Raw genomic sequence first — 14,509 nt, forward strand, 5'->3', positions numbered from 1 at the left:
TGTCGCTATAGTTGTGAGTGGCCAGTTGCTTACTCTTTACTTTCACAAGGCTGTTTAGTACAAACGCCGTAAATAGTAAGCGAGTGATCCTGCATGGTAAAACCCAGTTTTGCGGCTGCAGTTTCTTGCCTCTTCTCAATTTCAGGATCGTAAAATTCTTCAACACGACCACATTTGATACAGACGATATGGTCATGATGTCCCCCGCTGTTGAGTTCAAACACAGCTTTTCCGCTTTCAAAATGGTGTCTGACTAACAGGCCTGCTTGTTCAAACTGAGTGAGTACGCGATATACAGTTGCTAGCCCAACATCTTCACCAGAGTTAATCATGATTTTGTAGATGTCTTCAGCAGATAGATGGCGGTCTTTACTATTTTCAAATAGGTTTAGTACCTTGAGTCGCGGCAAGGTGGCTTTTAATCCCGCATTTTTTAAATCTTTTTGATCTTGCATAATTTTAGATTGTTCACAATTAGTAAAGTTGGATGTTTTTGCTTGAGGCGCTACGTGGTATATTAACGCTAATTCAAATTAAAGTCATGATATGCGTTATTTTTCTACTTTACGTTATCTAGTTGTTTTGCTGGCGCTACTGTGTTCTGCATGTGGTACTGCATTGCCAAGCATTAAGCCATATAAATTAGATGTCCAGCAAGGCAATGTGGTGACATCCAAAATGCTATTGCAATTGCGTCCTGGTATGACGAAGTCGCAAGTTCGCTTTATTATGGGTACGCCACTTATTCAAGATAGCTTTCACGGTAACCGTTGGGACTACGTGTATCAAATGCGAGAGGCTGGAAAGATCACTGAGCAGCGTCGCGTTATTCTTGATTTTGAGAAAGATTTGTTGAAAACTGTGCGTGGTGATGTGATTCCAAGCGGTAGTAGTAAATCCGAAGGCGCAGACACAAACCCTAATACTGGTACCCGGGTAGTCGAGCCCTATAAGAAGCCAGAAGAAAAAAGCTTAATCAATAAACTGAAATTTTGGGAAAAAGACGATGCTGCACAAGCTAAGTCTGTTGTAGAAAAGGAAAGTGTCATTAAAGACGCTGGCGCAGAGAAGAAAGATGCTGGTGCGGAGTTAAGTACGCCAGTGATAGTGCCAACTGAAGCAGCTTCCGATGTTGATGCCTCTAGATCAATGCTTGCGGTTCCTTTAGAAGTGCCTGTTGCACCATCTCCTGTGACGAATGTGGTTGATGCGCCTGTCGTGCCTATTGCTGAGGAAAGTCAAGCAGCAACTTTATCCAATGAGGCTGTAGTGTCGAGAGGGACTGATGTTGCTGGTGATACTTTGTCTCCGAAGGCTGAGCCAGCGGTGGTTGTGCCGCCAGTTGTTGATCAACCAGTTAACTCACCATTTTATGACTCACCGTCAGGAATGTTGTTTGATCGTCAGTTACGTTCATTAATTGAAGATGAGTTGGAATCAGAGGTGGCTGCAGAGATTCCTTCAACCCGTGTAGGCAACAAAACAGCACCAACACCAAAAGGCTTGCCACCAGAGAATGAGCCTAGCTTTTTTGATCGCATGTTGGAAAAGATTGGTTTTTAATCTTTTTTAGAAGTAATTTATAGAATTTGATAGGTTGTTGATATGGGTAATCCGTTAAAAGTTGTCATTGCTGGTTGTTCTGGACGTATGGGGCATGCTTTGTTGGAAGGTGTGTTTGCGGATACTGAGTTAGTGTTGCATGGTGCTTTAGATCGTGCGGATAATGCTCACCTTGGTCGAGATGTTGGTGAGCAATTGGGTCGAGTGTCAGGTGTTAAAGTGGTTTCTGATATCGATATTGCACTAAAGGATGCTGATGTGCTGGTTGATTTTACGAGACCAGAAGCAAGTATGATTTACCTTGCTGCATGTCAAAAACATGGTGTGAAAATGATTATTGGTACGACAGGGTTTTCTGCTGAAGAAAAGAAAGTCATCGAGGCTGCTGCAAGAAATATTTCAATTGTGTTTGCACCGAACATGAGTGTGGGGGTGACGTTGCTGATTAACCTGGTTGAGCAAGCTGCCCGCGTGCTAAATGAGGGTTACGATATTGAAGTGGTGGAAATGCATCATCGACATAAAGTAGATGCGCCATCTGGAACAGCTTTGCGTTTGGGTGAGGCTGCTGCGCAAGGCTTAGGTCAAGATTTGAAAGATTGTGCAGTTTATGCACGCGAAGGTGTGACCGGTGAACGTGAGGCTGGCAAAATTGGTTTTGCAACTTTACGTGGTGGGGATGTGGTTGGTGACCATACTGTTGTGCTTGCTGGTATTGGGGAGCGTGTAGAGCTTACCCATAAAGCGAGCAGTCGTGCTACTTTCGCGCTGGGTGCATTGCGCGCTGCCAAATATTTAGCTGATAAAACATCTGGCTTATACGATATGCGAGATGTATTGGGCTTACGTTAATAACGCCAAATGGTGCGAGTCTATCGTCACTTCTACATGGTTTTACTCAGCATCCTTGGTGCTGTATTTGTTTGGTCTGCGATTAATCCTGCTGATAGGTTAACATGGGTGCTAGAAGTGGCCCCTGTAGTGATTGCATTACCCCTGCTGTTTTTTACTTATCGTTCCTTTGTTTTTACTCCCCTAGTTTATGCGTTGATCTTGATTCATGCGCTCATCTTATTGGTTGGCGGACATTACACTTATGCTGAAGTGCCTTTATTTAATTGGTTGCGTGACACGTATGAACTCTCACGTAATTATTACGATAGGGTTGGGCACTTTGCACAAGGTTTTGTGCCTGCGATGGTCGCTCGTGAAATCTTATTGAGAAAGTCTCCATTGGTGGCTGGTCGATGGCTATTTTTCATTGTGAGCTGTATTTGTCTCAGTATCAGTGCCTTTTATGAGTTTATCGAGTGGTGGGTAGCGGTTTATGAAGGCGGCGCTGCGGATGCTTTTTTAGGAACACAAGGCGACGTGTGGGACACGCAGTGGGATATGTTGATCGCATTGGCGGGGGCTGTCACCGCGCAAGTGTTTTTAGTAAAAGTTCATGATCGGCAGATGATGAATGTCTCACGTTGACATTGATTAGTCGGAATTTTTTCGCTATAATTCGTTAATTCTGAAACGGGAAGAGTATATACAAGCTCCTCCCGTTTTGCACATCTGCCATCTGTTCATGATGGACTAAAGATTAGAAGTTTTTAATGTCGTAAATTTTAATTATCGTAAAACCGAGGAGTTATTGTGTCACAAAACCTGCCCGCCATACTTGTACTAGCAGATGGAACCGTGTTTCGTGGCATGTCGATCGGAGCTTCTGGGCATGCTGTAGCTGAAGTTGTGTTTAATACTTCGATGACAGGCTACCAAGAAATATTGACAGACCCATCATATACCAAACAAATTGTGACACTGACTTATCCGCATATCGGGAACTATGGTGTTAACAATGAAGACGTCGAATCTGGCAAAGTTTATGCCAGTGGTTTGGTCATCAGGGATTTGCCACTAATACACAGTAACTTTAGAAATACACAGTCTTTATCTCAATATTTAGTCGCTAATAACGTGGTGGCGATTGCTGATATTGACACGCGTAAATTGACAAGAATTTTGCGTGAAAAAGGCGCACAAACAGGCGTAATCGTTGCTGGTGAGTCTGATGAGGCTACTGCACTTTCATTAGCGACTCATGCAATTGCCGGCTTCCCTGGCTTGGCTGGTATGGACTTGGCTAAAGTAGTGAGTTGTGATAAACCATATCAATTTACTGAAGGTGAGTGGGCCCTTGGTCAAGGCTTTGCTAAAGCGCCCCAAGAGCAATTTCATGTGGTTGCATTTGATTACGGCGTTAAACGTAATATTTTACGTATGCTGGTTTCACGTGGTTGTAAAGTGACTGTTCTGCCTGCACAAGCAACTGCAGAAGAGGCGTTGGCGCTTAACCCTGATGGCGTGTTCTTGTCAAACGGCCCTGGAGATCCTGAGCCATGTGATTATGCAATTTCTGCAATCAAAACAATTGTAGATAAAGGTATTCCGACTTTTGGTATCTGTTTAGGGCATCAACTTTTAGCGCTTGCTTCAGGCGCTAAGACGCTTAAAATGAAATTCGGACATCATGGTGCGAACCATCCGGTCCAAGATCTTGATACGAAGCGTGTGTACATTACAAGTCAAAACCATGGTTTTGCAGCAGATGCCGCTAGTTTGCCAGCGAATATCAAAGTAACACACGTATCGTTATTTGATGGAAGCTTGCAAGGGATTGCGCGTACGGATAAGCCAGCATTTAGTTTTCAGGGGCACCCAGAGGCTAGCCCTGGACCAACGGAAATGAGCTATCTGTTCGATAAGTTTATTGAGTTAATGCGCACCAGTAAATAAAATTCATCCGCCTATCTTTTAAGTTAAGGCTGGTGAGTGGGTTTTCACAAAAGAGCGAACTGAGATAGTGAAAAGCTGCCCACCTTTTGATTGCTGTGGTGTTTTCAGCAATAGTAGTTTTTGTATGATATTAGGCGTTACACAGATTCGCATGTGTTGATGCAAGATAAATTCGATAACAAGATAAATTCGTTAAAAAGTAGATCTAATGGCAAAACGTACAGACATAAAATCAATTCTTATCATCGGTGCTGGTCCAATTGTAATTGGTCAGGCTTGTGAGTTCGACTACTCAGGGGCGCAGGCGTGTAAAGCGCTGCGTGAAGAGGGTTACCGTGTTATTTTGGTTAACTCTAACCCTGCAACGATTATGACCGATCCTGAAATGGCGGATGCTACCTATATCGAGCCAGTCACTTGGCAAGTGGTTGAGAAAATTATTGAAAAAGAACGTCCAGACGCCCTGTTGCCTACCATGGGTGGTCAAACAGCGCTGAACTGTGCTTTGGATTTAGATAAGCATGGCGTGTTGGCTAAATTTAACGTTGAGCTAATTGGTGCTTCAAAAGAGGCGATTGATAAAGCGGAAGATCGTCAGAAATTTAAAGAAGCCATGACCAAAATTGGTTTGGGTTCTGCGCGCTCTTCTATAGCACACAGCATGGAAGAAGCATTACAGGTGCAAGCCAGCATTGGTTACCCAGCGATTATTCGTCCATCATTTACCATGGGTGGTAGTGGTGGTGGTATTGCTTATAACCGTGAAGAGTTCATTACGATTTGCGAACGTGGTTTGGACGCATCGCCAACTAATGAGTTGTTAATTGAAGAATCCCTACTCGGCTGGAAAGAGTATGAGATGGAAGTGGTGCGTGATTCTGCTGATAACTGCATCATTATCTGTTCAATTGAAAATCTGGATCCAATGGGTGTGCATACAGGCGACTCTATCACCGTAGCGCCAGCACAAACACTGACAGATAAAGAATACCAAATTATGCGTAACGCCTCACTGGCAGTGTTGCGTGAAATTGGCGTTGATACTGGTGGTTCAAACGTTCAGTTTGCAATTAATCCAGATGATGGCCGCATGATTGTGATTGAGATGAACCCGCGCGTGTCTCGTTCATCAGCGCTTGCTTCAAAAGCAACAGGTTTCCCAATTGCTAAAGTGGCCGCAAAATTGGCTGTAGGCTTTACCTTGGACGAGTTGCGTAATGAAATTACCGGTGGTGCAACACCTGTGTCATTTGAGCCAAGTATTGATTACGTAGTGACAAAAATCCCTAGATTCGCCTTTGAAAAATTCCCACAAGCAGACTCTCGCCTCACAACGCAGATGAAGTCAGTTGGTGAAGTCATGGCTATCGGTCGTACATTCCAAGAGTCGTTCCAAAAAGCATTACGCGGCCTTGAAGTTGGTGTGGATGGCTTGGACGAAAAAACAACGGATCTAGATACCATCACCAAAGAAATTGGTGTGCCTGGTCCTGAGCGTATTTGGTACGTTGGGGATGCGTTCAGAATGGGCTTGAGTGTTGATGAAGTATTTAATATTTCCAAAATTGACCCATGGTTCTTAGTGCAGTTGAAAGACATTATTGACCGTGAGCAAGCACTAAAAGGCAAACATATTGCTGATTTAGATAAAGCGGCTTTATTACAACTGAAGCGCAGGGGCTTTTCTGATAGGCGCTTGGCTAAGTTATTAGATACTGACCAGCATGCTGTGCGTGCATATCGTCAAGCATTGAGCGTGCGCCCTGTGTATAAGCGCGTAGATACCTGCGCAGCTGAGTTTGCGACGAATACTGCCTATATGTACTCTACTTATGAAGAAGAGTGTGAGTCCAAACCTACAGATAAAAAGAAAATCATGGTGTTAGGTGGTGGTCCGAATCGTATCGGCCAAGGTATTGAGTTTGACTACTGCTGTGTGCATGCTGCATTTGCAATGCGTGAAGATGGTTATGAAACCATTATGGTGAATTGCAACCCTGAAACAGTTTCTACTGATTACGATACTTCAGATCGTTTGTACTTCGAGCCAGTCACGTTGGAAGATGTGTTAGAAATCGTTGCACTAGAAAAGCCAGTGGGCGTGATTGTGCAGTATGGTGGACAAACACCGCTTAAGCTTGCGCGTGATTTAGAAAAAGCTGGTGTGCCAATTATTGGCACAACGCCAGATGCAATTGATAAAGCTGAAGACCGTGAACGTTTCCAGAAAATGTTGCAAGAATTAGGATTAAAACAACCACCAAACCGTACAGCCAGAACGCCAGAAGAGGCTATTCGTTTGGCAATGGAAATAGGCTATCCTTTAGTAGTGCGTCCTAGTTATGTGCTAGGCGGCCGCGCGATGGAGATCGTGCAGGAGCAAAGTCAACTTGAGCGCTATATGCGTGAAGCTGTTAAAGTTTCTAACGAGTCCCCAGTATTGCTTGATCGTTTCTTAAATGATGCGCTTGAAGTGGATGTGGATGCGTTGTCTGATGGGCAAGAAGTGATTATTGGCGGTATTATGGAACACGTTGAACAAGCGGGTGTTCACTCTGGTGACTCAGCATGTTCATTGCCACCATATAGCTTGTCAGCTAAGTTGCAAGATGAGCTACGCGTACAAACCAAGCAAATGGCAAAGGCGTTGGGTGTGGTTGGGTTAATGAATGTGCAGTTTGCGATTCAAGGTGAAACAGTATATGTCCTTGAAGTGAATCCTCGTGCATCTCGAACAGTGCCTTTCGTATCTAAGGCATGTGGTTTGCAGTTGGCTAAGGTTGCTGCACGCTGTATGGCAGGCCAAACACTTGCATCGCAAAATGTGACGCGAGAAATTATTCCGCCATTCTATTCAGTCAAAGAAGCCGTATTCCCCTTTATTAAATTTCCTGGCGTAGATACGATTCTAGGTCCTGAAATGAAATCAACAGGTGAAGTCATGGGGGTAGGCAGTACTTTTGCTGAGGCCTTCTTGAAATCACAGCTTGGCGCTTCAACTAAGCTACCTGAAGGTGGTCGCGCATTTATTAGCGTGCGCAAAGAGGATTACCTGAAAGTAGTGGAAATTGGCCAGCAGCTTCATCAGTTGGGTTTTGAGTTAGTCGCTACAAAAGGCACAGCCTCGGCATTAGTTGAGCATGGCTTAAAAGTGCAAGCAGTTAATAAGGTGGCAGAAGGTCGTCCACATATTGTTGATATGATTAAAAATGGTGACATAAGCTTTATTGTGAATGTGACTGAAGATAAGCGTGCTGTTGCAGACTCATATGAAATTCGTCGCACAGCGTTGCAAAATAAAGTGACTTACTACACGACCATTGCGGGTGCTAAAGCAGCATGTATTGGTATGGCGCATATGCAAGAGTTGCAGGTAGAATCATTGCAGAACTTGCATAAACAGCTAAGCTAAAATAAACTAAAGCTAATTAGTATATAATCAATTTTACTTTTGAAACCACGCTCATGTGAGTGTGGTTTCTTTTTTATTCGAGGGTGTAGTATGGCATTGAGTCAATTTCCGGTAACTATTCGCGGTGCAGAATTGTTAAAAGAAGAATTACAGCGTTTACGTGGTGTTGATCGTCCAAATATTATTCAGGCAATTGCAGAAGCACGTGCACAAGGTGATTTATCAGAAAATGCAGAATATGAGTCAGCAAAAGAACGTCAAAGTTTTATTGAAGGACGCATTGCTGAGTTAGAGGCAAAGCTGTCTAACTTGCAGATAATAGACCCGCAAACATTAAATGCGGAAGGCCGTGTTGTGTTTGGCGCAACAGTTAATATTGAAGATTTAGATTCAGGTGATAATAAAACTTATCAAATTGTTGGTGAAGATGAAGCTGATATTAAGAATGGTAAGATTTCAGTAAGCTCACCAATTGCACGTGGTTTAATTGGAAAATCTGCAGGAGATATTGCAGAGGTTTCAGCACCTGGTGGCGTAAAAGAGTATGAAGTGCTAGATGTGCTGTATATCTAAATAAAGGTGAAGCTGTGGCTTATCGACTATCTTTGATTTTTATTGCTTTGTGGGCAGGTGCTTTATGGAGCACTGGCATGAGTGCATATGTGCTTTTTGATAGTCTACAAGACAAGCAGTTGGCAGGTAGTCTTGCTGGGAAGTTATTTAATGTTGTGACATATATCGGCTTTGCGAGTGCATTTTATTTGCTTATTCATCGCTTGGTGCAGTTTGGTACATCAGCACTTAAACAGTCGTTCTTTTGGGCTGTTTTTGTGATGTTGCTATTGGTGCTGGCCGGTCACTTTGGTATTCAACCTATATTAGAAGGGTTGAAATCTCAAGCTTTTCCAGCGGATGTGATGCAGAGTGTATTTGCGGATAGGTTCAGAAACTGGCATGGTGTTGCCAGTTTAGCCTATGTATTTGAATGTGTGCTTGCGATTGTGATGGTACTAAAAGCACGCTAATGCTTGATTGCTAAACAGTTCAAACAAATCGGCCTACTTCTTGGAGCAGGCCGGATGTATTAAAGTTTAGGAATTACCACTTTAGCACTTTCTTTGATAGTGCTGCTTGCACGGTAGAATACCAGTTGTTTCCCAATGTGATGCACAGCAATAGCATTAGTAAGTTTGCAGACTTCATCAAACATAGCCTTCCGTGCCTCACGGTCATCCCCAGCTACTTGCACTTTAATGAGTTCATGAGCATTTAAGTTAAGTTCGATTTCTTTAACTACATTTTCCGTTAAACCGTTATTGCCTATCATGACAACTGGGTTTAAGCTATGAGCAAGGCCTCGTAGGTGTGCGATTTGTTTGGTACTTAGTTTCATATTTTTTAGCAGTATTAATTAGTTAACTATTTTAACACGAAGCAATGTTTATTTGATGGCAAAGTATCAACAATGAAACCTACACGTACCAGTAAAGCTTGGATGCAAGAGCATCTAAACGACCCTTATGTAAAACTTGCGCAAAAAGATGGATATCGTGCACGAGCAGCATATAAGCTCATGGAGATAGATGATAAAGATAGGTTAATCAAGCCTGGCATGACGATTGTGGATTTGGGATCTGCCCCGGGCAGTTGGTCTCAAGTTGCTGTGCAGCGCTTAAAAGGACACGGAAAAGTAATTGCGCTTGATATATTGGACATGAGCCCAATTGGTGGCGTGACCTTTTTGCAGGGCGACTTCCGTGAAGAGTCAGTGCTTAGATTGTTAGAGCAAACATTAAATAATGTGAAAGTAGACCTTGTAATTGCAGATATGGCCCCCAATATCAGTGGAGTAAAAGATGTGGATCAGGCTGGCGCTGCTTATTTAACAGAGTTGGCATTGGATTTTAGTCAAGAGTGGTTGAAACCAAGTGGAAACTTTTTGGTCAAGGTATTTATAGGTGCAGGTTTCGAAGAAATTTTGCAAAATATGCGTCAAATGTTTGATAAAGTAGTGACTCGTAAGCCAAAAGCATCACGTGATAGAAGCAGTGAAGTTTATTTGCTAGGAATAGGTCGTAAACCTTAAAAAATTGGGTTAAACTGCTTTTATAAGACCTAAAATACTTAAGAAATTTAAGCGTAGTAGTTGTTGATAAAAGGATAAAGATTTTGAACAACGTGTTTAAGAATGTTGCTATTTGGTTAGCAATCGCCATGATACTGATGGCGGTATTCAACTTGTCTGGCGTAAAGGGTAACGCCGACGACCAAATTGTATATTCACAATTTATTCAAGACGTTAAAGACGGACGTATTGCCAAAGTGCAGATAGATGGCCGCGTGTTGCGTGGCACTACCCAAGAGGGTAAAAAGTTCAATACTTACGCACCTTCTGATCCTTGGCTTGTATCTGACTTACTTAAATACAATGTTGCGGTTGAGTCTAAACCTGAAGAAGAGCAATCATTGCTCATGAGCATTTTTGTGTCATGGTTCCCGATGATTTTACTGATTGGTGTTTGGATATTCTTCATGCGCCAAATGCAAGGCGGTGGTAAAGGTGGTGGCCCATTCTCTTTTGGCAAAAGTAAGGCTCGTCAATTAGATGAAGGTAACAACCACACAACATTCGCTGATGTCGCAGGATGCGATGAGGCTAAAGAAGAAGTATTTGAGTTAGTAGAATTTTTGCGAGACCCATCGAAATTCCAGAAGCTAGGTGGTCGTATTCCACGTGGTGTGTTAATGGTAGGTCCTCCAGGAACAGGTAAAACCTTACTGGCGCGTGCCATTGCGGGTGAAGCTAAAGTTCCATTCTTTACGATTTCGGGTTCAGATTTCGTCGAAATGTTTGTTGGGGTTGGTGCGTCACGTGTGCGTGACATGTTTGAAACTGCTAAAAAGAATGCACCATGTATCATTTTTATTGATGAAATTGATGCGGTTGGTCGTAGCCGTGGTGCAGGCACTGGCGGTGGCAACGATGAGCGTGAGCAAACACTCAACCAAATGTTGGTTGAAATGGACGGCTTTGAAGCTAATTCTGGCGTGATTGTGATTGCGGCTACTAACCGTGCTGATGTCTTGGACAAAGCGTTGTTGCGTCCAGGCCGTTTTGACCGCCAAGTAATGGTCGGGTTGCCTGATATTAAAGGCCGTGAGCAGATTCTATTAGTGCACATGCGTAAAGTGCCGATTGATCCTGATGTTAAAGCAGATATCTTGGCACGCGGCACGCCTGGTTTTAGTGGTGCGGATTTGGCAAATCTTGTGAATGAATCAGCATTATTTGCTGCGCGTCGTAATAAGCGCACTGTAGATATGCAAGATTTTGAAGATGCTAAAGATAAGATTTTCATGGGGCCTGAGCGTAAGTCGATGGTGATGCGTGAAGATGAGCGTCGTAATACCGCTTACCATGAGTCTGGGCATGCAGTAGTTGCTAAGTTGCTACCAAAAGCAGACCCTGTGCATAAAGTGACGATTATGCCGCGCGGTTGGGCTTTAGGTTTGACATGGCAGCTACCAGAGTTTGATCGCATCAGTAACTACAAAGACAAAATGTTGGAAGAGATTTCTATTCTGTTTGGTGGCCGTATTGCAGAAGAAATCTTTATGCATCAAATGTCTACAGGTGCCTCAAACGATTTTGAACGTGCGACAAAACTAGCGCGGGATATGGTGACGCGTTATGGTATGAGTGATGCAATGGGCACGATGGTCTACACCGGAAGTGAGCAGGATTCATTTTTTGGTAGTATGAGCTCTAAAACCGTTTCAGAGGCGACACAGCAAAAAGTTGACGCTGAGATTCGTCGCATTCTTGATGAGCAATACAATATTGCGCGTAAGCTGCTTGAAGATAATAGCGATAAAGTTGAAGCAATGACAGCTGCTTTATTAGAGTATGAAACGATTGATGCAGACCAGATTAATGACATCATGGCTGGTGTACCTGTGCGTGAACCAAAACCACGCCAAGCTAAAGTTCCTCCAGCGAGTGATGCAGGATCTTCTGGACCAAGTGCGGCACCTACAGGAGCGCCTCAACATAGCGCGAATACCTAAGTTAATTAAATTGCTAATATAGGGGTTGACTTAGTAATGAGTTGAAAAGGCTAGATTTAATCTAGCCTTTTTTATTGGCTGAAATTGTGAACAACTGCATCAGCGTTGACTCATAGTTTTAGGTTTAGTTTAAACACCATGCTTAAACTGTTAGCAATGACTTTACGCGCTAACGGCTTTTATGCAGATTTAGTATAATTAGCATATGCAGACTCAATATCTATTTAATTGCGGTAAATATCAGCTCAACTTAGATCGACCTCATGTGATGGGGATTGTTAATGTGACGCCTGATTCATTTTCTGATGGCGGTAAATATTCCAGCACTGATCTAGCTGTGGAGCATGGTTTAGCATTAATTGCAGAAGGTGCTGATATTTTGGATATTGGCGGGGAGTCTACAAGGCCTGGTGCGCCACCTGTCAGTCTTGATGAAGAGTTAAGACGAGTGATGCCTGTTATCGAGGCATTAGCTGCGGTATCAACTGTGCCGCTGTCGATTGATACCTATAAGCCAGAAGTCATGCGTAGCGCGATTGCTGCAGGTATTGATATCGTGAATGATGTACGTGCGCTACAAGAAGATGGTGCTGTCGAAATCGTTGCTAATAGTGATGTTGGCGTATGTTTGATGCATATGCAGGGTATGCCGCAAACGATGCAGTTAGCACCAAGCTATCAAGATGTTGTGAGTGAGGTGGTGCATTTTTTATCAGACAGAATGCATGTAGTGACTTCGGCGGGCATTGCGATAGATCGTATTGTATTAGACCCGGGCTTTGGCTTCGGAAAAACCACTGCACATAATATTGCATTAATACAACATCTAACAGAGATTGACGCTATTGGTAGGCCTTTGCTGGTAGGATTATCGCGTAAATCCGTATTAGGAAAAATTGCTGGTGGCGATGAACAGCAACGTTTGCATGCTGGGCTTGCCGCTTCGGTAATATCAGCAATGAAAGGTGCTAAGATTGTGCGCGTACATGACGTGAAGGCGACAGTTGATGCACTTAAAATTGTCACGGCTGTGATGCCTGTTTAATGTGCACATTCGTTAGCAAGTTTTTTAAAGAAAATGGTTGGAAGAAATAGTGATGAGTAAAAAATACTTTGGTACAGATGGTATTCGTGGACGTGTAGGCGATGCATTAATTACGCCAGAGTTTGTCATGCGCTTAGGTTATGCAGCAGGGCGAGTGCTGACCAGTATTGATAGTCATTTAGCTAAAGGGGCGCACCCTGCTGTGTTAATTGGTAAAGATACTCGTATTTCTGGCTATATGCTTGAAGCAGCATTAGAGGCAGGCTTGTCAGCAGCAGGGGTAGATGTTTTATTGACAGGACCTATGCCAACTCCAGCAGTTGCTTATTTAACACGTGCGTTGAGAGCGCAGGCTGGTATTGTTATTTCCGCATCTCATAATCCTTATTATGATAACGGGATTAAGTTTTTCTCAAGCCTAGGTACTAAGTTGCCAGATGATGTTGAACATGCAATCGAGGCTGCGCTTGATGAGCCAATGCAAGTGATGGAATCAGCTAGGCTTGGTAAGGCGCGTCGTATTGATGATGCAGCAGGTCGCTATGTTGAGTTCTGTAAAAGTACTTTTCCTAACCAATTAGATTTGCGTGGATTAAAAATCGTTTTGGATTGTGCGCATGGTGCTACTTATCATGTGGCGCCACCTGTGTTTCATGAGCTAGGTGCGGAAATCGTTGTCATTGGCAACCACCCTGATGGCTTGAATATTAATGAAAAAGTGGGCTCTACTCATCCACAAGCGCTGCAGGAAACGGTAGTTAAGCATCAGGCAGATTTGGGTATTGCTTTTGATGGTGATGGTGACCGAGTAATGATGGTCGACCATGAAGGACGATTGTTAGATGGGGATCAGTTGCTTTATATTATTGCCGCAGCGCGTCAGCAGGTTGGTCTATTGCAGGGTGGTGTGGCTGGCACGTTGATGACGAATTTAGCTTTGGAACATAAGCTTGCCGCGATGAATATCCCTTTTGGGCGTGCAAAAGTAGGTGATCGCTATGTACTTGAACTACTAAACCAAAATAACTGGCAGTTAGGTGGTGAGAATTCTGGGCATATCTTAACTTTAGATAAACATAGTAGTGGGGATGGCATTATCGCCGCCTTACAAGTGTTGCACGCAGTGATTCAGACTGGTAAAACTTTAAGCGAGCTAGGTGCGGGCTTAACACTTTATCCGCAGGTGTTAATTAATGTAACGACTAAGCAAAAAATCGATTTGGATAATGCGTTGATTCAAGATGCAGTGAAGCAAGCTGAAGCGGAGTTAAAAGACTCAGGTCGTGTGTTGTTAAGAGCATCAGGAACCGAGCCAAAAATTCGCGTGATGGCTGAGGGTGAAAATCAGGTTCAGGTTAAAGCATTAGCCCAAGCCATTGCTGACGTAGTGAACCAGGTTGCATCTTAATCTATGATCTATCAGTTTTATTCGCTTAGCAGCAGGCTACAGTGACTTTATCAGCACCCAGATAGGACTGCTTTAGTTGTAGACATCTGATTTAATATTTCATTTACTTGTTGGGTTAAACCTAACTATTTTTATGTTCAATTCAACAAAGCTTCATTTGTTGTTCATCAATTCTTCATATTTCAATGACAAGCTAACTCCAGTTTAACTAACATTGGAGGTGAAT

The 14,509-nt window shown here is 43.2% G+C and carries 13 protein-coding genes; 11 read left to right on the plus strand and 2 right to left on the minus strand.

Annotated elements, in window-relative coordinates; all coding sequences use genetic code 11:
- Window positions 1–29: 29 nt before the first annotated feature.
- Window positions 30–455, minus strand: a complete 426-nt coding sequence (gene fur / locus A391_RS0104725; protein WP_019897711.1) for a ferric iron uptake transcriptional regulator — start codon at window positions 453–455, stop codon at window positions 30–32.
- Between the two features lie 91 nt (window positions 456–546).
- Here fur and A391_RS0104730 point away from each other — a divergent pair, with 91 nt between their 5' ends.
- The 7 genes from A391_RS0104730 (at window position 547) to A391_RS0104760 (ending at window position 8,787) form a co-directional block, all read left to right on the plus strand.
- A complete protein-coding gene (locus A391_RS0104730) occupies window positions 547–1,563 on the plus strand; it encodes an outer membrane protein assembly factor BamE (protein ID WP_019897712.1) in 1,017 nt (338 codons plus the stop codon).
- A 42-nt stretch (window positions 1,564–1,605) separates the two neighbouring features.
- Complete coding sequence (dapB, locus tag A391_RS0104735) at window positions 1,606–2,415, plus strand: 4-hydroxy-tetrahydrodipicolinate reductase (protein WP_019897714.1); 810 nt, start codon at window positions 1,606–1,608, stop codon at window positions 2,413–2,415.
- Between the two features lie 36 nt (window positions 2,416–2,451).
- Entirely contained in the window at window positions 2,452–3,042 is a 591-nt protein-coding gene (locus A391_RS0104740) for a DUF2238 domain-containing protein (RefSeq protein ID WP_019897716.1), read from the plus strand.
- A gap of 165 nt (window positions 3,043–3,207) precedes the next feature.
- Window positions 3,208–4,350, plus strand: coding sequence for a glutamine-hydrolyzing carbamoyl-phosphate synthase small subunit (gene carA, locus A391_RS0104745; protein ID WP_019897718.1), 1,143 nt, complete (start codon window positions 3,208–3,210; stop codon window positions 4,348–4,350).
- 208 nt (window positions 4,351–4,558) lie between these two features.
- A complete protein-coding gene (gene carB / locus A391_RS0104750) occupies window positions 4,559–7,762 on the plus strand; it encodes a carbamoyl-phosphate synthase large subunit (protein ID WP_019897720.1) in 3,204 nt (1,067 codons plus the stop codon).
- Window positions 7,763–7,852: 90 nt separating this feature from the next.
- Window positions 7,853–8,335, plus strand: coding sequence for a transcription elongation factor GreA (gene greA / locus A391_RS0104755; protein WP_019897722.1), 483 nt, complete (start codon window positions 7,853–7,855; stop codon window positions 8,333–8,335).
- Window positions 8,336–8,349: 14 nt separating this feature from the next.
- The gene (locus A391_RS0104760; RefSeq protein ID WP_019897724.1) at window positions 8,350–8,787 is read left to right on the plus strand and encodes a DUF4149 domain-containing protein; all 438 of its coding nucleotides are present in this window, start codon (window positions 8,350–8,352) and stop codon (window positions 8,785–8,787) included.
- Between the two features lie 59 nt (window positions 8,788–8,846).
- On the opposite strand, the gene yhbY is transcribed toward A391_RS0104760, so the two are convergent.
- Entirely contained in the window at window positions 8,847–9,155 is a 309-nt protein-coding gene (gene yhbY, locus A391_RS0104765) for a ribosome assembly RNA-binding protein YhbY (protein WP_019897726.1), read from the minus strand.
- Between the two features lie 72 nt (window positions 9,156–9,227).
- On the opposite strand from yhbY, the gene rlmE reads away from it, so the two are divergent.
- From rlmE to glmM, 4 genes are all read left to right on the plus strand, one after another.
- Complete coding sequence (gene rlmE, locus A391_RS0104770) at window positions 9,228–9,848, plus strand: 23S rRNA (uridine(2552)-2'-O)-methyltransferase RlmE (RefSeq protein ID WP_019897728.1); 621 nt, start codon at window positions 9,228–9,230, stop codon at window positions 9,846–9,848.
- Between the two features lie 83 nt (window positions 9,849–9,931).
- The gene (ftsH, locus tag A391_RS0104775; protein WP_019897730.1) at window positions 9,932–11,830 is read left to right on the plus strand and encodes an ATP-dependent zinc metalloprotease FtsH; all 1,899 of its coding nucleotides are present in this window, start codon (window positions 9,932–9,934) and stop codon (window positions 11,828–11,830) included.
- Window positions 11,831–12,035: 205 nt separating this feature from the next.
- On the plus strand, window positions 12,036–12,875 hold the full coding sequence (folP, locus tag A391_RS0104780) for a dihydropteroate synthase (protein ID WP_019897731.1): 840 nt from the start codon (window positions 12,036–12,038) through the stop codon (window positions 12,873–12,875).
- A 52-nt stretch (window positions 12,876–12,927) separates the two neighbouring features.
- Window positions 12,928–14,283: a phosphoglucosamine mutase gene (gene glmM / locus A391_RS0104785; RefSeq protein WP_019897732.1), complete on the plus strand. Its 1,356-nt coding sequence runs from the start codon at window positions 12,928–12,930 to the stop codon at window positions 14,281–14,283.
- Window positions 14,284–14,509: the final 226 nt, after the last annotated feature.

This window comes from Methylotenera mobilis 13 (assembly GCF_000384255.1).
Classification (GTDB): domain Bacteria; phylum Pseudomonadota; class Gammaproteobacteria; order Burkholderiales; family Methylophilaceae; genus Methylotenera; species Methylotenera mobilis_B.